The organism is Priestia sp. GS2 (assembly GCF_036409025.1).
In the GTDB taxonomy this organism is placed as follows: Bacteria; Bacillota; Bacilli; order Bacillales; family Bacillaceae_H; genus Priestia; species Priestia aryabhattai_A.
This window is the reverse complement of record NZ_JAZGJX010000001.1, coordinates 3,462,704-3,484,827: the sequence shown is the minus strand read 5'-3', so window position 1 is coordinate 3,484,827 and position 22,124 is coordinate 3,462,704. Positions and strand designations below refer to the sequence as shown.

The window sequence follows — 22,124 nt, the reverse complement described above, 5'->3', positions numbered from 1 at the left end:
AACAAATGGCAAAAAAGATGCCGGAAATCGGCGATTATAAATACGGGTTCTCGGATAAGGACGTTTCTATTTTCCGTTCTGAACGAGGATTAACAAAAGAAATTGTAGAAGAAATTTCTCGCATGAAAGACGAGCCACAGTGGATGCTTGATTTCCGCTTAAAATCACTTGAGCATTTCTACAGCATGCCAATGCCACAGTGGGGCGGAGACATGTCTAGCCTGAACTTTGATGAAATTACGTACTACGTAAAGCCTTCAGAGAAGTCAGAGCGCTCTTGGGATGAGGTTCCTGAAGAAATTAAACAAACGTTTGATAAGCTTGGTATTCCTGAAGCAGAGCAAAAGTACCTAGCTGGTGTATCTGCTCAGTACGAATCTGAAGTTGTATACCACAACATGAAAGAAGACCTTGAAGCACAAGGAATCGTATTTAAAGATACAGATACTGCATTAAAGGAAAATGAAGAGATTTTCCGTGAGCACTGGGCGAAAGTAATTCCGCCAACGGATAACAAATTTGCTGCGTTAAACTCAGCTGTTTGGTCTGGTGGTTCGTTTATCTACGTACCAAAAGGGATCAAAGTAGATACGCCACTTCAAGCATACTTCCGTATTAACTCTGAGAACATGGGTCAATTCGAACGTACGCTAATCATCGTAGATGAAGGTGCACACGTACACTACGTAGAAGGCTGTACAGCGCCGGTTTATACAACTAACTCTCTACACAGTGCGGTTGTAGAAATCATCATTAAAAAAGACGCATACTGCCGTTATACAACGATTCAAAACTGGGCGAATAACGTATATAACCTAGTAACGAAGCGTGCTGTATGTGAAGCAAATGCAACAATGGAATGGGTTGATGGAAACATCGGTTCTAAATTAACAATGAAATACCCAGCTGTTATCTTAAAAGGTGAAGGCGCACGTGGTATGACATTATCAATTGCCTTAGCTGGTAAAGGCCAACACCAAGATGCGGGTGCGAAAATGATTCACTTAGCACCAAACACATCTTCTACAATTGTTTCGAAGTCTATTTCGAAGCAAGGTGGTAAAGTAACGTACCGTGGTATCGTTCACTTTGGTCGCAAAGCTGAAGGTGCTCGCTCAAACATTGAGTGTGATACGTTAATTATGGATAACCAATCAACATCTGATACAATTCCATACAACGAAATTTACAACGATAACATCTCTTTAGAGCACGAAGCGAAAGTTTCAAAAGTATCTGAAGAGCAGTTATTCTATCTAATGAGTCGCGGTATTTCTGAAGAAGAAGCAACAGAAATGATCGTAATGGGCTTCATTGAACCATTTACAAAAGAACTTCCAATGGAATATGCGGTAGAAATGAACCGTCTAATCAAGTTCGAGATGGAAGGTTCTATCGGTTAATAAATGATTTTTTAAACTCGCTTGTTTATACAAGCGAGTTTTTTTCATGAGTTTGTATTAAAATAATAGTACATAGCTTAATACATATTGGAGGGATTTTGTGATATACGTAGGCGTAACAGGGTGGGGAGATCATTCATCTTTGTATGAAATGGGCGTGCCTGCGCGAGATAAGTTAGCTGTATATGCAGGTCATTTTCCAACAGTTGAAGTAGACGCATCTTTTTATGCGATTCAACCTAAAACAACCGTCGAAAAGTGGGTAGCAGATACCCCTGATTCGTTTCAATTCGTTGTAAAAGCTTATCAGGGTATGACAGGTCATATGCGAAATGAAATACCGTTTGATAGTAAAGACGAGATGTTTGATGCATTTATGGATTCAGTCAGTCCTTATGTAAAAGCTAATAAGCTTGCAATGATTCTGTTTCAAATGCCACCTTGGTTTAACTGTACGAAAGAAAACGTTAATTATTTGCGTTACAGCCGTGAAAAATTCGGTGATCTACCTGTTACTTTAGAGTTTCGTAATCAGTCTTGGTTTACGCCACAGTGGTATGATAAGACGCTTAAGTTTATGGAGAAAGAGAAATGGATTCATGGCATTTGCGATGAGCCACAAGCGGGTGAAGGGTCTGTACCGACCGTTTTACATCCTACGAGTGCTGAGAAAACGCTGATTCGATTTCATGGTCGAAACGTTCATGGTTGGAATAAAAGTGGAGACCCTAACTGGCGTAAAATACGCTTTTTATATCGTTATAACCATGAAGAATTACTTGAGTGGAAGCAGCATATTGAAGCATTAAAGCGAAAAACAAAGGATATTTATATCGTTTTTAACAATAACTCCGGCGGAGACGCAGTTGATAACGCTAAGGAATTAATTAGTTTGCTTGATATCCAGTATACAGATTTAGCACCTAAACAGTTAAATTTATTTGATTGACTGGTAAAACAGATTGATAAGCGCATATCGTTTTTAACAATTAATCTAGACACAAAGTATGTAATTTCTTGTATAATTATAAAAAAGTAGTCTAAAGCTCACTCTTTTTGAAAATCATCATATTTTGATTAAGAAAGGAGTGGGAAATTTGATTACATTGGAACCTGTTGTTATTAATGGTCATACGTTTAATGCGGTTACCGTACTGCTTCCCAAAACAACGCTGCTAACTGTGTCTTCGGATAAGGGATATATTATGTGTGGAGCATTAGATGTTGGCCTTTTGAATGAAAAGCTAGTTAGTAGACAGATTATTGCAGGAAGAGCAGTTGGTGTACGTACAATTGACGATCTGTTAAATGCACCTTTAGAGTCAGTTACTGTGGAAGCAGAACATTTGGGCATTTATCCAGGTATGATAGGGCGCGAAGCTTTATTAAAAATGATCTAGTTGAGAGAAAATGTCTTTATGCTCCATTTTTTGTCTGAAAGAATTTAAACGAGAGGTAGTAAAGGTTCTACCTCTTTTATAGCGATTATAAAATAATAGATAGTTAGGGAGTTACTATGAAATTAGTTGCAATTCAATCATTGAGCCCAGGTGTATGTTTGGCAAAACCAATATTAGATGAAGCCGGAAACACGCTAATTAATGCAGGCATACCTTTGACAGAGACTATTATTAATCGTTTAAAGCAGCGAGGTGTTACGTTTGTATACATAGGTGATAAACGAACAAATGATATTGTTGTGAATTCTACTATTCCACTTTCGCTTCGGAAAAAAGCAATGAAATCAGTGGAAGATGTCTTTCAATCTCTTCAAAAAAAGCATGAAAAAACGCGTGTTACGCTTTTAGAACAATCAGTTCGCGAAGTACATAAAATTGGCAATCAATTAGTAGATGAGATGATGAATAATGATGACGTACTGTCATTGTTAACGGATGTATATATATACGATAATTATGTATTTTCTCATTCTGTGAACGTAACTCTTTATGCCCTTTCACTTGGAAAAGAAATAGGGTTAACTCAGCCTGCTCTAGAAAAGCTAGGTGCAGGAGCTATGCTACATGATGTAGGGAAAATGTTAATTCCGCAAGATATTTTAAACAAGCCTGGAAAGTTAACGGATGAAGAATTTAAGTTGATGAAAAAGCATACCACATATGGGTACGAGTTATTACGAAGTACGCCTAATGTCTCTATGCTTTCCGCCACTTGCGCGTATCAGCATCATGAAAGGTTAGACGGGTCAGGGTATCCACTAGGAATTAAAGAAGAGCGAATTCATCTATTTAGTAAAATTATCGCAATTGCGGATGTGTACGATGCCGTGACGTCAAATCGCGTGTATAGAAGCGCTCTCCTCCCTCACGAAGGGTTAGAAATTCTATATGCGGGGGCGGGAAGTCAGTTTGATAAAGACATGATAAGCGCTTTTAGACGAGCGATTGCAGTTTATCCTATTGGTCTTTTTGTAACGCTGAATGACCAAAGAAAAGGCGTAGTGAGCCAGCAGAACAAAGGTCTAAGTGATCGACCTTATATTCTTATTCAGGAGGAAGAAGATAGAATATTAGATAAACCTTATGAAATTGATTTAAAAGAAAGTCCGACATTAATGATTATCAGCAGTGATTTAAAACAAACATAGAAAACTTTTAGAAAATAGCGTTAGCCCTCCTTATTTATGCATACATATAGCTTGTAAGGAGGGATTTTTTTGATTAGGGTTCGCCGAAGAGTATTTAAAAAGGGACCTATACCATTTCGTTATGTCGTACTACTAACAATTGTTTTTTTTCTTTTTTCTACTGGAGCAGGAATATGGTTAATTAATAGAGGAATTGAACCAACTTTAATGAAATATGCAGAAGCTCAGACTAAAGAGATTGCAACGCTTGTTATTAATAAAGCTGTTAATAAACAAGTGGTGGACCAGCTCGATGTGAATGATATTATTAAGACAGAAAGTACGCCAGATGGGCAGGTAGCCAAGATTGATACAGCAGTCGTAAATCGTATTAGAGCTCAAACTACATCTTTAGTCCAGGCTAATTTACGAGAAGCTGAAAAAGGGAACTTAGAAGAATTAGAGATTCCAACTGATATTAATATTGAGTCAGATGAAAAGCTCAGGCAGCGGGGGATTGTCTATCAGGTTCCATTGGGGCAAGCTACAAATAATGCTTTATTAGGAAATTTAGGACCATTAATCCCAGTTAAATTTCATGCAATCGGAGATGTGCAATCAGATGTTGTACGGAAAATAGAGGAGTACGGAATTAACGGTGCTTTTTTAGAGATTTCAATTGAAGTTCAGGTTAATGTTCAGGTAATTATTCCCTTTGCTACAAAGCAGACAACTGTTCAAGCGACAGTGCCTGTAGGAATGGCAATGATTCCAGGGAGCGTACCGGATTATTTTAACGGTAGCACTAATTCAGCCTCCCCATCTATTGAACTAAAGAAAAAATAGCCGGTTGATAACTTTATATTTTACCGATATAATGTACTAGATATAATTATATACCATCACCTTATCAGATCGATGAGGTAGAGGATGCAAAAAGTATGAGTATACTATGTGAGGATGACAACTGTGATCATAGTAAAAAGGATTTTTTGCCGAAGGAAAGAAAAAGAGTCAGCTTTTCTTTTCTGGGGTTACCTTGAAAAAGGGTAACACTGTCATTATGAAAATACGTTTGTTTTCATGATGGAGGGCTACTGATCGTGATGGAGGATAACATAACATTACAAAGAGTAATGATAGTTATTTTCTATCATTGCTCTTTTTGCGTTTTTTTCTCTATAAGTAGTTCTCCCGTATGTAAGCAGGCTTATATTAGGAGGATCTCATGGAAGGAACTATTTTTTCGTTATTACCACCATTTATCGCGATACTAATGGTTGTTTTAACACGTAAAGTACTACTTTCCCTAGGAGTGGGAATTTTAGCAGGTGGATTAGTATTAACCGAATTTTCGATAGGTGAAACCATTCAAAAAATTTGGGGAAGCTTTGCTACCATTTTCTATGCCGATGGTGCAATTAATACTTCAAATCTATTTATTTTGCTTTTTCTTTTAATTTTAGGTGTTATTACGGCTTTTATCTCAATCATTGGAGGAAGTCGTGCCTTTGGCGAGTGGGCTTTAAAGCGTATTAAAACACGTCGTGGAGCTCATCTATTAACAGCCGTGTTAGGGATTATTATTTTTATTGATGATTATTTCAATGCACTAGCTGTTGGTCAAGTGAGTCGTCCAGTAACAGATCGCCAGCGAATATCAAGAGCGAAGCTTGCTTACTTGATTGATTCAACGTCAGCTCCTGTATGTGTGATTGCACCGTTTTCAAGTTGGGGTGCCTATATAATTACAGTTGTAGGTTCAATTCTAGCTGCACATGGTATGAATAATGTGTCAGCATTTTCAGCATTTGTACAGATGATACCTATGAATTTTTATGTATTCACTGCATTGATTATGGTGTTTATTGTAAGTGTTTTTGATATTAACATTGGACCGATGAAAAAGCATGAGGAACATGCTATTCGTACTGGTGAAGTAACGGATCCAGAAAAAGGAGCAGTACCAGGAGAATTAAAAGAAGATTTGCCAGTTAGTAAAAATGGTCGTGTATTTGATTTGATTTTACCAATTATTGTATTGATGATTGGGACAATCGGTGCGATGCTATGGACAGGCTACCAAGCAACTGAAGGACAAGCTACAATCTTTACAATGTTTGAGAATACGAATGTTCCTAATTCATTGATGATTGGTGGTTTATCAGGTCTTGTTGTAACGCTATTGTTATTTATTGTACGCACTAGACAATCAAGTGAGTTATCTAATTCTGTGCTTGGTAAAGGTATAGTAGCGGGGATTAAATCAATGCTACCTGCTATTTATATTTTACTGCTTGCTTGGATGATTGGAGATTTAATCGGTCAGTTAAAGTCAGGAGAATTTTTAGCAGGGATTGTCGAAAGCTCTAATTTAAATATTGCCTTCTTACCAGTGGTACTATTTGTTATTGCAGGCATCATGGCATTTTCAACAGGGACATCTTGGGGAACGTTTGGTATTATGCTTCCAATTGCAGGTGACATCGTAGGAAATATTGAACCAGAATTATTATTACCAGCTCTTGCAGCTGTATTAGCTGGTTCTGTTTGTGGAGATCACTGTTCACCAATCTCTGATACAACTATCTTGTCATCAACGGGAGCAGGAAGTCATCATATTGATCATGTAATGACACAGCTTCCTTATGCAATTATTTCAGCTGTGATCAGCATCATTGGTTATGTTGTACTGGGTTTAACAGAAAGTACGTTAGCTGGATTTGGAACAGTAATGGCTTTATTAATGGTATTTGTCTTAGTGGCTCGTAAAAAAGGGAATATAACAGAAACATCATTAGAAAAATAGAAGAATAAAAATAGAGCAGATACGCTTCATAACGTCTGCTCTATTTTTTATTGTTTAATTATCAAAATTTTCTATAAAAAATATTTTGACATACTATAGCATAATAGCTATAATTCTTCGTAAGATAGTTCTAAAGACAGACTATGCTAAATTATCAGAAAGTTTTAACAACTTATCAGGTAATGACAGAGATAAAAGAAAAGAGAGAGTGTAAGGGGGAAACTATGATGGAAAATCGTCCTCAATGGGGTACGAGAGCAGGTTTTATCATGGCAGCAGCAGGTTCTGCAATTGGTTTAGGGAATATTTGGAGATTTCCGGCGACTGCCTATGAAAATGGTGGAGGTGCATTTTTCTTACCATACTTATTTGCGTTATTGACAGCAGGTATTCCAATTTTAATCATGGAATTTGCAATTGGACATAAGTATAGAGGTTCATCACCATTATCGCTAGCAAGATTAAATAAGAAAGCTGAATGGCTAGGGTGGTGGCAAGTTGGTATTTCCTTTATTATCGCAGTTTACTATGCTGCCATTATTGCATGGGCCATGTCTTACTTTATCTTTTCCTTAAAGTTAAGCTGGGGTCAAGATACGGAAGGATTTTTATTCGGTGATTACTTGAAATTAGCTGAAGTGCCTGGTCAAACGGGAAGTATTGTATCAGGTGTCCTAATACCTCTTATCTTAGTTTGGGTAATAGCTTTAGGTGTGTTGCTAAAAGGTATTAAAAAAGGAATTGAAGCAGCAAACAAAATTTTCTTACCTACATTAATTGTTTTATTCTTTATCATTGTACTTCGCGCTATTACGTTAGATGGTGCAATGGAAGGACTGAATGCATTCTTTAAGCCAGACTGGAGTGCTATTGCAAATGGGAAAGTATGGGTAGCGGCTTACGGTCAAATTTTCTTTAGTTTATCTGTTGGTTTTGCCATTATGATTACTTATTCTAGCTATTTACCAAAGAAATCAGATTTAACTAATAATGCTTTTATCACTGGCTTTGGTAACTCAGCATTTGAATTACTAGCTGGTATTGGTGTATTTAGTGCTTTAGGATTTATGGCAATGCAGCAAGGCGTGAGCATTGATGAAGTAGTAGCAGGTGGAGTGGGATTAGCATTCGTTGTATTCCCTCAAATTATTAACGAGTTTCCGGCGTTTAATCAGCTGTTTGGATTACTTTTCTTTGGGTCGTTAACATTAGCTGGTTTAACATCACTTATCTCCATTATTGAAACATTTGTAGCAGGGGTACAGGATAAATTTAATGTATCTCGCACGAAATCTGTCTTAATGGGTGGCGGATTGGCTTCTGTTATTTCACTATTATTTGCAACTCAAGGAGGCTTATACTTCCTAGATGTAATGGATTATTTCATTAATAACTTTGGTGTTGCTTTAGCAGGTTTAGTTGAAATTATCTTAGTAGCGTGGGTTTTCCGCGAGTTAAGCAATCTCCAAAAACATGCGAATAGCGTATCTGATATTATGCTTGGTGCTTGGTGGAAAATTTGCTTAAGTGTAATCACACCAGTCGTTCTTGGATATATGATGTTTGATAATATAAGAACAAATATTTCAGAAAATTATGAAGGTTATGCAACGAGCTTCATTGTTCCGTTTGGGTGGGGAGTTGCAGGTTTGGTCATTGTTGTTGGGATTTTATTATCATTTAAAGGTTGGAAGAAAGAATCATTATCTTCTGTGAAGGAGGATACAACGTATGGAAAGTAGTTCAATAATTATGATGGTTGCCGGGATGATTATCATCTGGGGCGGCTTAGCTGCAAGTATTACTCATGCTGTGAAGAAATCAAAGGAAAGTAAAGCATAAAAAAGAGTGCTTAGAACATTGTTCTAAGCACTTTTTTTATTAAATAAACGTTTGTTTAAATTGTACACTATTTTTTCTTTTGACGATCGATTCTTTCCCATGACCGAAGCTGCGGGTAAGGATCAAAAGACCATTCGTTTCGACCGTTATCCTTATACATACCGTAATGTAAATGAGGAGGGAACTTTCCAGAGGTTCCTGGAGGTCCATAACCTGAACTACCCACTCCACCGATGACCATGCCAGGTTCTACAATTTGTCCCATTTTTAAATCCTTTGCAAATCCGCTTAAGTGTGCCAGGTAGTGATAGTTATTATTTAGGTCTCGAATTCCTATGCGCCAGCCACCATATTTATTCCATCCTTTTAGCTCAATTATGCCATAGCAAGGAGACTTGACTGGAACGCCATAGTTAGCGAAGATATCAGTTCCTTCATGAATTCTTCTTCCACCCCATCCACGAGCGTCACCCCATGTACTACGATAGCTGTAATTTGAACGAATAGGAACAGGGAACGAAGTTCCTTTTAAGTCAATACGACCATAGGTTTTAAAGAGCTTAGCGTTTCCAAGGATAATATCAACCGCTTTAGCTCGATGATAATAACTCCATAGAGCAATTTTAATATAATCCTCGTTTGTTCCAAAAGTTTGGATGTAGTTAGCCATTGTGAAAAGCATGTCCTCATCATTTAATTGATCAGCTTTCCCATCGCCGTTTCCATCTTTTCCTAAACCACCTAATAAAGAAATGGTTGAAGGATTTTGATCATTTAAATTGGGATTTAAAGAACCCGCCCATTTTTCTGGAGAGTAATAAATAGCGATTGCGCCTTTTTCTCTTGGAATATCCTTATGAGAGCGACGGATATTTCTTTCATATTGGTCAATTCCAGCAAAGTAATACCAAGGTATTGATGATACAGCTTCCATCTGTTGATATAATTCCATGCGCTTCGTATTTAAAGCTGCTTCATCATCGGCAGAAAGCGGTGCAGCCTGAGGTGAAATCGAACATGAAAAGCATAGTGAAAAGAATAACAGAAAAAGCACATATTTTTTCAATGAGCTTCCTCCTTCCTAATTAAGGTATAGTGTTAGTTTGTGAAACGATGAAAAATTTAATAAATAATAATTAATGGAAATAAAATGATGTTAAGGTTATATGAACAATAAGTGAAGCGTTATCATTAACGATTATCAAGGGATGAAGAGTAGAGATAAATAAGTGTAGAGCGCTTGTCGAATCACTCTTTTGTATGATAAAGTGACATGTAGTATATTTTTTATTTGACAATTTAAAAATCAGCATATAGGTTACAGACATTTTCTAGATTGATGGAGTTGATACTAATGGCAACAAAGGAAGAGTATGTCCGCAAACCCGAGTGGCTAAAAATTAAGCTAAACACAAACGAGAACTACACGGACTTAAAGAAAATGATGCGTGAAAAAAATCTGCATACGGTATGTGAAGAAGCAAAATGTCCTAATATTCATGAATGTTGGGCAGTTCGTCGTACGGCTACCTTTATGATTTTAGGGCAAGTTTGTACACGTGCGTGTCGCTTCTGTGCGGTGAAAACAGGCTTACCAACAGAGTTAGATTGGGAAGAGCCAGAGCGCGTAGCGGATTCAGTTCAACTGATGAACTTAAAGCATGCTGTTATTACAGTAGTGGCGCGTGATGATTTAAAAGATGGTGGAGCAGGTGTACTAGCGGAGACAATTCGCGCTATTCGCCGTAAAAATCCATTTACGACAATTGAAGTATTACCTTCAGACATGGGTGGAGTAGAAGAGAATTTACGTATGGTAATGGATGCTCGTCCTGATATTTTAAACCATAATATTGAAACAGTACGCGAATTAACGCCCCGCGTGCGTGCAAGAGCTACATACGAGCGTTCATTAGAATTCTTACGCCGTGCAAAAGAAATGCAACCAGATATTCCTACAAAATCGAGCATCATGATTGGACTTGGAGAAACAAAAGAGCAAATCATTGAAACGATGGATGATTTGCGAGCAAATAATGTAGATATCATGACAATTGGGCAATATTTACAGCCGACAAAGAAACATATTAAAGTTCAGAAGTACTATCACCCAAGTGAATTCGAAGAGCTTAGAGAAATTGCTTTAACTAAAGGATTTAGCCACGTTGAAGCTGGTCCGCTTGTACGTTCTTCTTATCATGCGGATGAACAAGTAAATGCTGCTTCAAAACAAAAGCAAAATAATGGGTAATGAAAAAGGCGATGTTTCCATCGCCTTTTTTATTTCATCTTTTCATCGGTTAGATGTTCATTCAGTTCGTTTGTTCCTTCACCATTTGCATTTTCACCATCATTCATCTTACGGCCCTGAGGAGATTTAAGCATCTCTTTAATGGTTAAATGAACCGATTCTTCTACAGAACTGTCTTTTGTATTTGCTTCACTGAAACGTTCTATATCTTGAATATGCTGTGGGTTATCCGATACGTATACGTGATAATAACGGGGCATAATAGACATTGCTGTTCGCTTTACTTGATCAGCGGTAGCATTTCGGTCTTTTGCATCTGTTTTATAAGCAATTAGCACATCTTCATCTGTTACAAGCGTAGCTACGTCATTAACATTAGGAATGGCTGAGCTAAGTTTGCTAATTGAATCGGCTGCTTCCTCACGATCAAGTGTAGCAATGTTTTGTGCTTTTTCTGTATCGTTAGCAACAGGTGATTTTTGATAACGTACGTATCCGTAATCAGTAGCATTATCTTTTTCTTTATTATATAAATCGTTATGATCAGCTACGTTAATAGCATTTGGATTATTAGGTGATAGTGCTTCATTATCTGTTTCGCTGCCTGCTTGACAACCTGATAATGCAACCACTGTTAACATACCGCAATGAATTAAATATTTTTTCACTGTAAACAACCTCCCTATCTATAGGTTGCAGCGATTGATCAAAAAATTGCCTGTTAATTGCTGGTTTTCATCTTTTTTAATCAAACGATTGTTTAGAAAAAAATTTCAAAATGTGGTATGGTAATTTTGAAGAGAAGAGGTGAAACAATGATTTGTGTTAATAATATTTGCTATGAAGTAATCAAAGAAGAAAGAGAAGGGTTTGATGAGGAAGCCTTTCGAAGTCGATACATTGATGTGCTTAGTCGCTATGACTATATATTAGGTGATTGGGGTTATAACCAACTGCGTTTAAAAGGTTTTTTTGATGATCGTAATCAAAAAGCTACATATGATACAAAAATAAGTACAATTCAAGATTATTTACACGAATATTGTAATTTTGGCTGTGCGTATTTTGTACTGAAAAAAGTAAATAAATAAAAAAGGTCAGCAGAAGGTTGACTTTCTTTCCGCTGCCTTTGTAATTAGATGACCTCGTATAAGAACTCTCTAAGTTCTTGACCATCTTCTTCTGAAAGCTTAAATACGTGCTCTAAATAATTTGGTTCCTCTAAATCATCTGAGCCAATAATAGCAAAGCGTCCTCCTTGAATATCTAAAACAAGATGCTTGCCATAATAGCGATCGGACTGAATGATAGCAAGGTCAAAACGTTGATTTTCACCCATAAAACTAACAAATCGTGTTTTCGTATTTACTACATCATCATATAAATAAAAGCGTTCGCTCATTCTTTCGCTCCTTTCTTCTTTCCATGCTTTTATCATATCAAATGAAAAAAAAAGTGGGAAGAAGCGAGTTAGAAAGTTTATAAGCGAAGCGTTAGGAGGAAACATCATGTACTTTGTAGATCGTCAAAAGATTGAACACATACTACGTTTTTATGAGCAGCACTTAGTTGTTTTTTCTGAACAACTTAAGTGGGAAAGTACAATCGAGAAAAAAGCGTTAGAAAGAGTTGTTCACCTCTTAATTGAAAACGTTTTAGATGTCGGCAACGCAATGATTGATGGATTCATTATGAGAGACCCTGGAAGCTATGATGATATCATTGATATTCTTGTGGATGAGAAAGTAGTACAAACTGCGGAAGAACAAGGGTTAAAAGCAGTAGTTAATTTGAGAAAAGTTCTTGTACAAGATTATTTAGATGTCAAACATGATGAAGTGATACATGTTGTTCAAGAGAACAAGGAGGTCTTAAATCAATTCCCAACTCGTATTCGTACATATTTAGAGAATGAATTAGGTCCTGTTTCAGCTTTTCGTAATTAACATGAAAAATTTTTAAGGTGATTTGTGATTTTAGGAAAAATAAGCTATTATCGCATTGTAAACCCATCCGCTTTCTTATAGTAAAGAAGGCGTTTTTATTATCGAATGAATTAGTAGGAGGCAGTTATGAAGCAGTATAAAGGCTATTTAATTGATTTAGATGGAACGATGTATAAAGGGACAGAATTAATTGCAGAAGCGCGCGATTTTGTCATTGGATTAAAAGAAAAAGGTATCCCGTATTTATTTGTTACGAATAATTCAACGAAAAAGCCTGCTCAAGTAGCAGAAAAGCTTGAAAGTTTCGGAATACCTACAACAGAAGATCAAGTATTTACAACAAGCCAAGCGACAGCTAATTATTTATATGACCGTAAACCTAACGGTACAGTGTACGTAATTGGTGCAGAAGGAATTCGTCATGCTCTTACTGAAAAAGGGTTCACAATTCAAGATGAAGATACAGACTTTGTAGTCGTTGGCTTAGATCAAGAAATCACATATGAAAAGTTAGCAAAAGCTTGTTTAAACGTCCGTAACGGTGCATTCTTCGTATCAACAAATGGCGATATTGCACTTCCAACAGAAAGAGGATTGCTTCCAGGGAACGGTTCTATCACGTCTGTTGTTTCTGTTTCTACTCAAACACAACCAGTATTTATTGGAAAGCCAGAGAGTATCATTATGGAACAGGCATTAGAAGTAATCGGTACACCGAAAGAAGATACTTTGATGGTAGGCGATTACTATGATACGGATATCTTAGCTGGAATGAATGCAGGGTTAGATACTTTGTTAGTTCATACTGGGGTAACAACAAAAGAGCTACTTAAGGGGTATGACAAGCAGCCAACTTATGCTGTTGATTCCTTAAAAGAGTGGATGGATAAAATATAATGAGCGAAAAGAGAGAGTGATTCCATTGGAATCACTCTCTCTTTTTTATTCAACATTTTCAGCTCTGTGTGCCAGACGACTGGAGGCAGCGGCGGCAATAGCACCAACAATATCATCAAGGAATGTGTGACATTTTCCAGATGATTTATCATTTAATTTTTCTAATATACCCGGCTTTTGTTTATCGATATATCCATAATTTGTAAAACCGATTGAACCATACACGTTTACGATGGATAGCGCTAAGATTTCATCTATTCCATACAAACCTTCGTCTTTTTCTAAAATAGATAAAAGGGGCTCTTCAACCTGTTTCTTTTCCGTTAAAATATCTAGTTGAATACCTGTAAGAATGGCGTTCTGTACTTCACGCTTTGAAATGACGCGCTCGACGTTGTACTCACATTCCTGAATGTTTAAATTTGGGTGGTATTTCTTTTGTAGATAAAAAACGAGATCAGCAATGTCTTTTACTGTGACACCACGTTTTGTTAGCCATTCTCTTGCTGTTTTCTCCATTTCACTTTGCTGATGCTTTTTCTCCAAGTATCATCACCTAATTTCTTTTTATTTTTTAATGCTTAAAGGGATACAGAAGCATATGTTTAGAAGTAAATCATCTACTTCACGATTTGGTGAGCATATCATTACATCTTCTAGTATGACTCACTCGGAGGAAATCATAATAAATTGTGTAATTCTAATCTATTCGATTGTGCATAAATATTATGACAAGTATTGAATTTCTTTATGGAAAAACTTCAATCAATGAAACGAGGGGATGTACGTGAAGCAAGCAATTTATGAAGGTTATGGTTTACATCCTGATGAATTATTAACTTTAGGCGCTTATCAAGCCTTTCAATATCGGGATATCTTGTATACGATTATTCATTTAAATCAAGTGGAAGAAGATGAATTGAACGAGTTGTATCAAATGAGTCAGTTTCTCATGAGTCAAGGTGACCGCTATATCTCTACATTTATGCCAAATCTAGAGGGAAATATGATTACGGAATCTAATGACCTTAAATTTATGATTTGTCGGTCGATAGCAGCACCGCGAAATGACCAATTTGTCATCGGTTCAGAGTTAGCAGAATTTCATCAGCGCGGTAGAATGTTTCCTTATGAAGTTGAGCATTCAAAGCGATTGGGTCAATGGAAATCATTGTGGGAAAAGCGAGTAGATCAAATGGAAGAGTTTTGGTATGGGCGCTTGAGAGCTTTACCGAATCAAGAAATTGAAAAGAAGTTCCTCGAAAGCTTTCCCTACTATCTAGGGTTAGCAGAGAATGCCATTCAATATTTGGTAGATACAGAAATTGATGATTTGCCAAGAGCAGTGGATTCTGCTACGATTTGCCATCATCGATTTGGAAAGACGACTTGGGGAAGTCAGTATATCTATAAACTCCCAGTGGATTGGGTCTTTGACCATCCAAGCAGAGACTTAGCAGAGTATATTCGTGAACAGTATTTATCATCCTACGAGCTAAATTCCCATCAGCTTCATCATTTTCTAAGCGAATACGAACGTATTAATCCACTCTCATCATTTTCGTGGCGCCTTCTCTATGCGAGGTTGTTGTTCCCTGTACATTATTTTGAAGTGGTAGAAGGATATTATAGTGTTCAAAGCGAAGAACAAAAACAAAGCTATTACAAGCAACTAGAAGCTGTGTTAGATCACTCATCTCATTATGAGCGATTTCTAAAGCAGTTTTATCAATCCGTTGGTATTTCTACTTCACGTTACCATATACCAGAGGTAGGATGGTTATCAAGCGGTGTTTAAGTGGTATAAGTATAGTAAAAGCATATAAAGATAATGTGACGTGACGCCTATTGCGTTAAACAATAAAGCGTCACGTCATGTAATTAAAAATCAATGAGGTGATAGATAATGGACAAGCCGTTTATCTTTATTACAAGGAGTATACCAAAAGAATTTGTAGAACCACTACGCGCAGTGGCTGAAGTGGAGATGTGGCACTCTGAAGAAGAGCCGGTCCCGTATGACTTGCTCACAGAAAAAGCAAAGAAAGCTCAGGGACTTTTAACCGTTTTATCCGATAGGATAGATGAAGAATTATTAAAGTCAGCGACTCATTTAAAAGTAATTGCGAACCTGGCTGTGGGATTTGATAACATCGATATCCAGGCAGCGACAACTCGTCAAATCTATGTTTGTAACACGCCTGATGTGCTTTCAGATACCACGGCGGATTTAGCTATGACGCTGCTTATGACTACGGCTAGAAATATTTTAGAGGCTTCAGCACATATTAAAGAAAACAAGTGGACAAGCTGGAGTCCATATTTGTTAGCTGGTCGCGATATTCACCATAAAACGCTTGGAATTGTTGGGATGGGAAAGATTGGTGAGGTGCTAGCAAAGAGGGCAGCAGGCTTTGATATGAATATTCTTTATCACAATCGTTCTCGAAATGAACAAGCTGAGAACAGTTTACCTGTTACATATGCCTCAATGGATGACTTATTAAAAAAGTCTGATTTTGTTGTGTGCTTAACACCTTTAACAAAGCAAACTAAAAACATGTTTAATGAGCAAGCATTTAAAAAGATGAAGAAGTCAGCGATGTTTATTAACGTTTCTCGAGGTGGTGTAGTGGATGAAGCTGCTTTATTAAAAGCGTTAAATGAAGAGGAAATTGCAGCAGCCGGTCTGGATGTTTTTGTGAATGAACCAATTGATAGTTCTCACCCGTTAGCTATACATCCAAAAGTAGTAGCATTACCTCACATTGGAAGTGCAACAGTGGAAACACGTACAAGCATGATTAAACTAGCAGTCCAAAACATAGAAGGTGTTTTAGCAGGTCATTTCCCATCTACCATTATTAATAGAGAGCTTGTTCCTAATAGCTAAAGAATAAAAGCATTTCTTTTATAGAAATGCTTTTTGTATGTTAAAAAACAGGAACATACATGTTATGATAAGGAAATGAAATATTTAAAAAATTTAAATTTATCTTTTTATTCAACAAATAACAAGATAAATTTAAAGTAAAGTATTGTAAAAAAGAAAAAAAGGGTCTATAATGTCCACTATAAGAAAACAAATGTATACGTGAAGAGAACATAGAGGTGAATAATATGACAAAAAGTATTTCAGTAGGATTATTAGGATTAGGAACGGTTGGTAGCGGAGTAGTTAAAATTATTGAAAATCACCAGGATAAGTTAAGCCACCAAGTTGGCTGTCCGGTAACGATTCAAAAAGTGGTAGTTAAAAATATTGATAAGGTGAGAGACGTAGAGATTAGTAGTGAAAAATTATCAACAAACGTAGAGGATGTCATTCATAATCCAGAAGTAGATGTTGTCATTGAGGTTATGGGGGGCGTTGAAGAAACTAGAGACTATATCTTAACAGCTCTTCGTAATAAAAAGCACGTTGTAACAGCAAATAAGGATTTGATGGCGGTTTACGGTTCTGAGTTATTAACAGTTGCATCAGAAAATGGTTGCGACTTATTTTATGAAGCAAGTGTTGCTGGGGGAATTCCAATTCTTCGTGGGCTTGCGGATGGATTGGCATCAGACCGTATTACAAAAATGATGGGAATTGTAAATGGTACAACAAACTTTATCTTAACAAAGATGACAAAAGAAGGAAGCGCATATGAAGAGGTGCTAAAAGAAGCACAAGAACTAGGTTATGCAGAAGCAGATCCTACTTCTGATGTTGGTGGCTTGGATGCAGCAAGAAAAATGGCAATTTTAGCTACGCTTGGTTTCTCAATGAAAATTGATCTTGATGATGTACAGGTTCAAGGTATCACAGAAGTAACAGAAGAAGATTTACAATATAGTAAGCAATTAGGATACACAGTGAAATTAATTGGATATGCACATCGAGATGGAGATAATGTTGAAGTGAGCGTTCAGCCAACCTTATTAGCAGATACACATCCATTGGCATCAGTTAGCGATGAGTATAATGCGGTTTATGTGTATGGAGAAGCAGTGGGGGAAACAATGTTTTATGGTCCTGGAGCAGGTAGTTTACCAACAGCAACTGCGGTTGTATCAGATCTTGTGGGCGTGATGAAAAACTTGAGACTGGGTGTAAATGGAAAGAGTGCCGTAACGCCTCAATTCCCAAAAAAGTTGAAAACACAAGACCAAAAGTTTTCGAAACATTTCTTACGTATTCACGTAAAAGACCAAGTAGGCGCATTTGCTAAATTAACAACACTATTTTCTGAACGCGGCGTAAGTTTTGAAAAAATTATTCAATTACCGGTTACAGGCAGCGAGCTTGCAGAGATTGTTGTCGTAACGCATAAAACATCTCAAAAGGATTATGAAGAAATTTTACAACAATTAAGAGACTTACCAATTGTTGAAAACGTAAAAAGCAGCTATCGAGTAGAGGGAGTTGGCATCGTATAATGTGGAAAGGTTTATTACACCAATATAAAGAGTTTTTGCCAGTAACAGAAGAAACGCCAATGTTAACACTTCATGAAGGAAATACGCCACTTATTCATCTTCCGTATTTATCAGAAGAACTTGGTATTAACTTGCATGTGAAAGTAGAAGGCCTAAACCCTACAGGTTCATTTAAAGATCGTGGTATGGTTATGGCCGTTGCAAAGGCAAAAGAAGAAGGCAGTAACACAGTCATTTGTGCATCTACTGGTAATACTTCTGCAGCGGCAGCGGCTTATGCATCACGTGCAGGCATGCGCTGTATCGTTGTTATTCCTAATGGGAAAATTGCGATGGGTAAGCTTGCTCAGGCTGTTATGTACGGAGCGGAAATCGTAGCTATTGAAGGAAACTTTGATCAAGCACTTTCAATGGTTCGAAAACTTAGCGAAACGGCACCTGTATCTCTTGTAAACTCTGTGAACCCCTACCGAATTGAAGGGCAAAAAACAGCAGCTTTTGAAATCTGTGAACAGTTAGGAAAGGCACCGGATGTTCTAGCCATTCCTGTTGGAAATGCCGGTAATATTACAGCCTATTGGAAAGGTTTTAAAGAGTATAATGAACGTAATCAGAGCGGTTTACCACTAATGCATGGGTTTGAAGCAGAAGGAGCAGCTGCAATCGTTCGAAATCAAGTAATTGAAAATCCAGAGACAATTGCAACAGCAATTCGTATTGGTAATCCAGCGAGCTGGGACTATGCGGTAAATGCAGCTAATGAATCAAAAGGAAAAATTGATGAAGTGACAGATGAGCAAATTTTAGACGCATATCGCTTAATTGCTAGACGAGAAGGTGTTTTTGCAGAGCCAGGTTCTTGTGCATCAATCGCTGGTGTAATAAAAGACGTCAAATCAGGAAAAATTGCTAAAGGTTCCACAGTAGTAGCAGTGCTAACTGGAAACGGATTAAAAGATCCGAACGTAGCAATTGACGCGCATGATGTTAAGCCAGTTGTATTGCCAAATGAAGAAGAGAAAGTGTTTGAATATATTGAAGGTGTTGTCGCTTCATGTTAACTTTTGACCGCTTTAAAATCACAGTGCCAGCGAGCTCTGCTAATTTAGGACCCGGGTTTGATTCTATTGGAATCGCTCTTGGGCGCTACTTAATTCTAACGGTAGAGCCAGCTGAACAGTGGCTGTTTGTTCCAGAGACAGATGATGTTAAAGGAATACCAACAGGCAAGGAAAACTTAATGTATCAGGTAGCTGAGGATGTAGCGAAGCAATATGAAGTAACTCTTCCAGCAGCAAAAGTATACGTATCAAGTGATATACCTTTAGCTAGAGGACTTGGAAGCAGTGCTTCTGCCATTGTTGCAGGTATTGAATTGGCTAATCAGCTTGCCCAGCTTAATTTATCACAAAAAGACAAGCTGCGTATCAGCAGCTTAATGGAAGGACACCCAGATAATGTAAGTCCTTCTATTTATGGGGGCGTCGTTATTGGATATCATCATGAAGAAGAAACGTATATCAATCATATTCCCGACTTACAAACTGAAGTAATTATGATTATTCCGAGATACGAATTGAAAACAGCAGATGCTCGCAATGCTTTGCCGAAGGTAATTGATTATCGAACAGCAGTGGAAGCGGGAGCAATTGGTAATATGCTTGTGTCCGCACTGATGAATCGTGATTTTAAAGCGGTAGGTACATTTATGGAAAAAGATTTATACCATGAGCCTTATCGAACAAAATTGGTGCCAGAACTAGCTATAGCAAGAGCGGAAGCCAAAAAGCTAGGAGCTTATGGAACAGCGCTAAGCGGGGCAGGACCAAGTGTTTTGTGCTTAGCACCTGTTGGAAAAGGTAAAGATATTGCCAAGCATTTAGCCGCAAAGTTATCTCATTGTGAAGTAGAGATAGTAGATATTGATACAAAAGGTGTATATGTAGATGCTCAAGTCGTAGCAAACTAAAGCAAAAACCCTCAAGCATCGCTTGAGGGTTTGTTATATAAGGGATTATTAGAAAACTTGTTCAACTTCTACAACACCAGGTACTTCTTCTAAAAGAGCACGTTCAATACCTGCTTTTAGTGTGATTGTTGAACTTGGGCAACTGCCACAAGCGCCTAGAAGACGTAATTTTACAATGCCATCTTCAACGTCGACTAATTCACAATCTCCACCATCGCGAAGTAAAAATGGACGAAGCTTATCTAATACTTCTTGTACTTGTTCATGCATTTCCATTTCAGCCATGATTATCGACTCCTTTCCTTCTCTAGTTCTATTATAAACGCTCTTACATAAAAAATCTATTCAAGAATCTTTGATTACGTTCGTTCAATTTGAAAAACGATGTCCTTTAAATGATTTTTGTGTACAATAAAAGTAAGGTAGGGTGGAAGCTTTCTTTATTGAAGGAGTCACGACAAGGGAATAGGGGGAACAAATGTGGAAAAAAACAGCGTTGAAATCTGTGTATATGGAGCAGAAATTATTTGTGCAAGCTGTGTGAATTTACCGTCTTCAAAAGACACACAAGAGTGGCTTGAGGCAGCGCTCAGTCGAAAATACCCAAATGAATCATTTAACATACGCTACATTGATATTTATAACCCGCCTGTAGATGAAAAAGAGAAGCAAGAGTTTTCACAAAGAGTAATTGATGAGGATTTATTTTATCCGGTTATTTTAATTAACAATGAAATAGTGGGAGAAGGGAATCCTAAGCTAAAGCGCATTTTTGAAGAATTAGAGAAATATGGATTTGTATCTGCATAAAAAAAACGCCCGTTAGGCGTTTTTTTGATTAACCATTATGGTACTTATACATCCACAAAATTCCTGACTTTAATAAGCGAGCAACTCGACCTGTAATGGCGCGGTCATTTACTAATCCAAATCCGTGCTTTTTACCTAAAGAACCTAATACGCCTTTAAGTTTAATAGTAGGTAGCTCAGCAGGTAACTCTTCATTTTTCCATCGTGCTGTTAACACTTGAACAATCTGCTCAGCTTGCCCCTCGGCTAATTGAGCGCTAGGAGCATGTGGTAAGCTAGCACAGTCTCCCAATACATAGACATTCTCATTGTTAGGCAGATTATGATATTTGGTTAACACTACGCGACCTTGAGGGTCTTTCTCAACATTTAAATCCCTAACAACTTTGTTTGGTTGAATGCCTGCTGTCCACACAATCGCATCACTTTTTATTGGCTCATCATGATTGTACAAGATATTCTGCTCTACTCTCGTGATATTAGCACTGTTTACAATTTCAATACCGTTAGACGTAAACCATTCTTGCACATAATTACTCAAACGTTCTGGGAATGAAGATAAAATTAATTTTCCTCTATCAAATAGCATGATATTTAAATCAGAACGACTTTCTTTTAGCTCACTAGCTAATTCAACACCGCTAAGGCCAGCTCCGACAATCGATACGGTTGCATTAGCAGGTAAATTGTTTAATGCTTGATATGTAGCGCGAGAAGCATCAATGGTTTGAATGCTATACGTATGTTCTGGTGCGCCAGGCACGCCGTGATATTTATCTTCACATCCTAGTCCAATAATTAAATCATCATAATGGAGAACTTCGTTATCTTCAAGGTGAACTTGGTTATTTTCAAGATCAATGTTTGTAATGAAGCCATAGCGAATAGATAAACGAGGATGCTCTGGGAAAGAAACGCGAACGTGCTGATCTGAAATTGTTCCAGCTGCTAACGCGTAGAATTCAGTCTTTAATGAGTGATAAGGTGCTTTATCAACCAGTGTTACATGTACATCCTCTGGTAGTTGATTTGGAAAAAGTCGCTGTAGGACACGCATACCACCGTATCCTCCACCGAGTATCACAAGGTTCTTCATCTGGATTTCCCCTTTACGTTTAGACATTGTATTCTCTCTATACTAATTGAGTTACTTAAAACATATAGGCATACAAAACGAAACCGATACGT

24 protein-coding genes and 1 riboswitch are annotated in these 22,124 nt (G+C 37.4%); of the genes, 18 read left to right on the top strand and 6 right to left on the bottom strand.

Annotation, left to right across the window (positions count from 1 at the left end):
• Positions 1–5 precede the first annotated feature (5 nt).
• The 8 genes from sufB (at position 6) to V2145_RS17825 (ending at position 8,641) form a co-directional block, all read left to right on the top strand.
• A complete protein-coding gene (gene sufB, locus V2145_RS17860; protein WP_025909431.1) occupies positions 6–1,403 on the top strand; it encodes a Fe-S cluster assembly protein SufB in 1,398 nt (465 codons plus the stop codon).
• Between the two features lie 100 nt (positions 1,404–1,503).
• Positions 1,504–2,352 carry a DUF72 domain-containing protein gene (locus V2145_RS17855; protein ID WP_330988057.1) on the top strand — a complete coding sequence of 283 codons (849 nt, stop codon included), beginning with the start codon at positions 1,504–1,506 and terminating at the stop codon, positions 2,350–2,352.
• 148 nt (positions 2,353–2,500) lie between these two features.
• Positions 2,501–2,803 (top strand): YunC family protein, encoded by a 303-nt coding sequence (locus tag V2145_RS17850; RefSeq protein ID WP_131887468.1) that lies wholly within the window; start codon positions 2,501–2,503, stop codon positions 2,801–2,803.
• Between the two features lie 116 nt (positions 2,804–2,919).
• Positions 2,920–4,011: an HD-GYP domain-containing protein gene (locus V2145_RS17845; protein WP_311856205.1), complete on the top strand. Its 1,092-nt coding sequence runs from the start codon at positions 2,920–2,922 to the stop codon at positions 4,009–4,011.
• Positions 4,012–4,080: 69 nt separating this feature from the next.
• The gene (gene yunB / locus V2145_RS17840; RefSeq protein ID WP_330988056.1) at positions 4,081–4,836 is read left to right on the top strand and encodes a sporulation protein YunB; all 756 of its coding nucleotides are present in this window, start codon (positions 4,081–4,083) and stop codon (positions 4,834–4,836) included.
• Positions 4,837–4,906: 70 nt separating this feature from the next.
• A riboswitch (Lysine riboswitch) is annotated at positions 4,907–5,095 on the top strand.
• 123 nt (positions 5,096–5,218) lie between these two features.
• Positions 5,219–6,799 (top strand): Na+/H+ antiporter NhaC family protein, encoded by a 1,581-nt coding sequence (locus V2145_RS17835; RefSeq protein ID WP_311856208.1) that lies wholly within the window; start codon positions 5,219–5,221, stop codon positions 6,797–6,799.
• Between the two features lie 227 nt (positions 6,800–7,026).
• Entirely contained in the window at positions 7,027–8,541 is a 1,515-nt protein-coding gene (locus tag V2145_RS17830) for a sodium-dependent transporter (protein WP_311856246.1), read from the top strand.
• On the top strand, positions 8,531–8,641 hold the full coding sequence (locus tag V2145_RS17825; RefSeq protein WP_210610890.1) for a methionine/alanine import family NSS transporter small subunit: 111 nt from the start codon (positions 8,531–8,533) through the stop codon (positions 8,639–8,641). The genes V2145_RS17830 and V2145_RS17825 overlap by 11 nt, the downstream gene beginning before the upstream one ends.
• 67 nt (positions 8,642–8,708) lie before the next feature.
• Here the strand turns inward: V2145_RS17825 and V2145_RS17820 are convergent, their stop codons facing one another.
• Positions 8,709–9,653: a M23 family metallopeptidase gene (locus V2145_RS17820; RefSeq protein ID WP_330988149.1), complete on the bottom strand. Its 945-nt coding sequence runs from the start codon at positions 9,651–9,653 to the stop codon at positions 8,709–8,711.
• A 342-nt stretch (positions 9,654–9,995) separates the two neighbouring features.
• Here V2145_RS17820 and lipA point away from each other — a divergent pair, with 342 nt between their 5' ends.
• Entirely contained in the window at positions 9,996–10,892 is an 897-nt protein-coding gene (gene lipA / locus V2145_RS17815; RefSeq protein ID WP_094911167.1) for a lipoyl synthase, read from the top strand.
• A 29-nt stretch (positions 10,893–10,921) separates the two neighbouring features.
• Here lipA and V2145_RS17810 read toward each other — a convergent pair whose 3' ends face one another.
• Positions 10,922–11,560, bottom strand: a complete 639-nt coding sequence (locus V2145_RS17810) for a YhcN/YlaJ family sporulation lipoprotein (RefSeq protein WP_330988055.1) — start codon at positions 11,558–11,560, stop codon at positions 10,922–10,924.
• 147 nt (positions 11,561–11,707) lie between these two features.
• On the opposite strand from V2145_RS17810, the gene V2145_RS17805 reads away from it, so the two are divergent.
• Complete coding sequence (locus V2145_RS17805) at positions 11,708–11,983, top strand: YutD family protein (protein ID WP_094911168.1); 276 nt, start codon at positions 11,708–11,710, stop codon at positions 11,981–11,983.
• 44 nt (positions 11,984–12,027) lie between these two features.
• On the opposite strand, the gene V2145_RS17800 is transcribed toward V2145_RS17805, so the two are convergent.
• Positions 12,028–12,294: a DUF3055 domain-containing protein gene (locus V2145_RS17800; protein ID WP_094911169.1), complete on the bottom strand. Its 267-nt coding sequence runs from the start codon at positions 12,292–12,294 to the stop codon at positions 12,028–12,030.
• A gap of 106 nt (positions 12,295–12,400) precedes the next feature.
• Here V2145_RS17800 and V2145_RS17795 point away from each other — a divergent pair, with 106 nt between their 5' ends.
• Complete coding sequence (locus V2145_RS17795) at positions 12,401–12,838, top strand: DUF86 domain-containing protein (protein WP_311856214.1); 438 nt, start codon at positions 12,401–12,403, stop codon at positions 12,836–12,838.
• 126 nt (positions 12,839–12,964) lie between these two features.
• Positions 12,965–13,735, top strand: a complete 771-nt coding sequence (locus V2145_RS17790) for a TIGR01457 family HAD-type hydrolase (protein ID WP_330988054.1) — start codon at positions 12,965–12,967, stop codon at positions 13,733–13,735.
• Between the two features lie 45 nt (positions 13,736–13,780).
• On the opposite strand, the gene V2145_RS17785 is transcribed toward V2145_RS17790, so the two are convergent.
• Entirely contained in the window at positions 13,781–14,254 is a 474-nt protein-coding gene (locus tag V2145_RS17785; RefSeq protein WP_397428312.1) for a phosphatidylglycerophosphatase A family protein, read from the bottom strand.
• Positions 14,255–14,522: 268 nt separating this feature from the next.
• On the opposite strand from V2145_RS17785, the gene yutH reads away from it, so the two are divergent.
• From yutH to thrB, 5 genes are all read left to right on the top strand, one after another.
• Positions 14,523–15,533 carry a spore coat putative kinase YutH gene (gene yutH / locus V2145_RS17780; protein ID WP_094911173.1) on the top strand — a complete coding sequence of 337 codons (1,011 nt, stop codon included), beginning with the start codon at positions 14,523–14,525 and terminating at the stop codon, positions 15,531–15,533.
• A gap of 108 nt (positions 15,534–15,641) precedes the next feature.
• Complete coding sequence (locus V2145_RS17775) at positions 15,642–16,628, top strand: 2-hydroxyacid dehydrogenase (RefSeq protein ID WP_311856219.1); 987 nt, start codon at positions 15,642–15,644, stop codon at positions 16,626–16,628.
• Between the two features lie 227 nt (positions 16,629–16,855).
• Positions 16,856–18,157, top strand: a complete 1,302-nt coding sequence (locus V2145_RS17770; RefSeq protein WP_094911175.1) for a homoserine dehydrogenase — start codon at positions 16,856–16,858, stop codon at positions 18,155–18,157.
• Entirely contained in the window at positions 18,157–19,218 is a 1,062-nt protein-coding gene (gene thrC / locus V2145_RS17765; RefSeq protein WP_311856222.1) for a threonine synthase, read from the top strand. The genes V2145_RS17770 and thrC overlap by 1 nt, the downstream gene beginning before the upstream one ends.
• Positions 19,212–20,126, top strand: a complete 915-nt coding sequence (gene thrB, locus V2145_RS17760) for a homoserine kinase (RefSeq protein ID WP_210610896.1) — start codon at positions 19,212–19,214, stop codon at positions 20,124–20,126. The genes thrC and thrB overlap by 7 nt, the downstream gene beginning before the upstream one ends.
• Positions 20,127–20,174: 48 nt before the next feature.
• Here thrB and V2145_RS17755 read toward each other — a convergent pair whose 3' ends face one another.
• Entirely contained in the window at positions 20,175–20,411 is a 237-nt protein-coding gene (locus tag V2145_RS17755; RefSeq protein WP_025909412.1) for a NifU family protein, read from the bottom strand.
• Positions 20,412–20,606: 195 nt separating this feature from the next.
• On the opposite strand from V2145_RS17755, the gene V2145_RS17750 reads away from it, so the two are divergent.
• The gene (locus tag V2145_RS17750) at positions 20,607–20,936 is read left to right on the top strand and encodes a YuzD family protein (protein ID WP_094911178.1); all 330 of its coding nucleotides are present in this window, start codon (positions 20,607–20,609) and stop codon (positions 20,934–20,936) included.
• Positions 20,937–20,964: 28 nt separating this feature from the next.
• On the opposite strand, the gene V2145_RS17745 is transcribed toward V2145_RS17750, so the two are convergent.
• Entirely contained in the window at positions 20,965–22,032 is a 1,068-nt protein-coding gene (locus V2145_RS17745) for an NAD(P)/FAD-dependent oxidoreductase (RefSeq protein ID WP_131887465.1), read from the bottom strand.
• Positions 22,033–22,124: the final 92 nt, after the last annotated feature.

Excerpts from the sequence above, each read along its gene's own strand:
- sufB (WP_025909431.1), top strand. The coding sequence starts at position 6 with ATGGCAAAAAAGATGCCGGAAATCGGCGATTATAAATACGGGTTCTCG.
- V2145_RS17845 (WP_311856205.1), top strand. The coding sequence starts at position 2,920 with ATGAAATTAGTTGCAATTCAATCATTGAGCCCAGGTGTATGTTTGGCA.
- V2145_RS17835 (WP_311856208.1), top strand. The coding sequence starts at position 5,219 with ATGGAAGGAACTATTTTTTCGTTATTACCACCATTTATCGCGATACTA.
- V2145_RS17830 (WP_311856246.1), top strand. The coding sequence starts at position 7,027 with ATGGAAAATCGTCCTCAATGGGGTACGAGAGCAGGTTTTATCATGGCA.
- V2145_RS17825 (WP_210610890.1), top strand. The coding sequence starts at position 8,531 with ATGGAAAGTAGTTCAATAATTATGATGGTTGCCGGGATGATTATCATC.
- lipA (WP_094911167.1), top strand. The coding sequence starts at position 9,996 with ATGGCAACAAAGGAAGAGTATGTCCGCAAACCCGAGTGGCTAAAAATT.
- V2145_RS17805 (WP_094911168.1), top strand. The coding sequence starts at position 11,708 with ATGATTTGTGTTAATAATATTTGCTATGAAGTAATCAAAGAAGAAAGA.
- V2145_RS17800 (WP_094911169.1), bottom strand. The coding sequence starts at position 12,294 with ATGAGCGAACGCTTTTATTTATATGATGATGTAGTAAATACGAAAACA.
- V2145_RS17795 (WP_311856214.1), top strand. The coding sequence starts at position 12,401 with ATGTACTTTGTAGATCGTCAAAAGATTGAACACATACTACGTTTTTAT.
- V2145_RS17790 (WP_330988054.1), top strand. The coding sequence starts at position 12,965 with ATGAAGCAGTATAAAGGCTATTTAATTGATTTAGATGGAACGATGTAT.
- V2145_RS17785 (WP_397428312.1), bottom strand. The coding sequence starts at position 14,254 with ATGGAGAAAACAGCAAGAGAATGGCTAACAAAACGTGGTGTCACAGTA.
- V2145_RS17775 (WP_311856219.1), top strand. The coding sequence starts at position 15,642 with ATGGACAAGCCGTTTATCTTTATTACAAGGAGTATACCAAAAGAATTT.
- V2145_RS17770 (WP_094911175.1), top strand. The coding sequence starts at position 16,856 with ATGACAAAAAGTATTTCAGTAGGATTATTAGGATTAGGAACGGTTGGT.
- thrC (WP_311856222.1), top strand. The coding sequence starts at position 18,157 with ATGTGGAAAGGTTTATTACACCAATATAAAGAGTTTTTGCCAGTAACA.
- thrB (WP_210610896.1), top strand. The coding sequence starts at position 19,212 with ATGTTAACTTTTGACCGCTTTAAAATCACAGTGCCAGCGAGCTCTGCT.
- V2145_RS17755 (WP_025909412.1), bottom strand. The coding sequence starts at position 20,411 with ATGGCTGAAATGGAAATGCATGAACAAGTACAAGAAGTATTAGATAAG.
- V2145_RS17745 (WP_131887465.1), bottom strand. The coding sequence starts at position 22,032 with ATGAAGAACCTTGTGATACTCGGTGGAGGATACGGTGGTATGCGTGTC.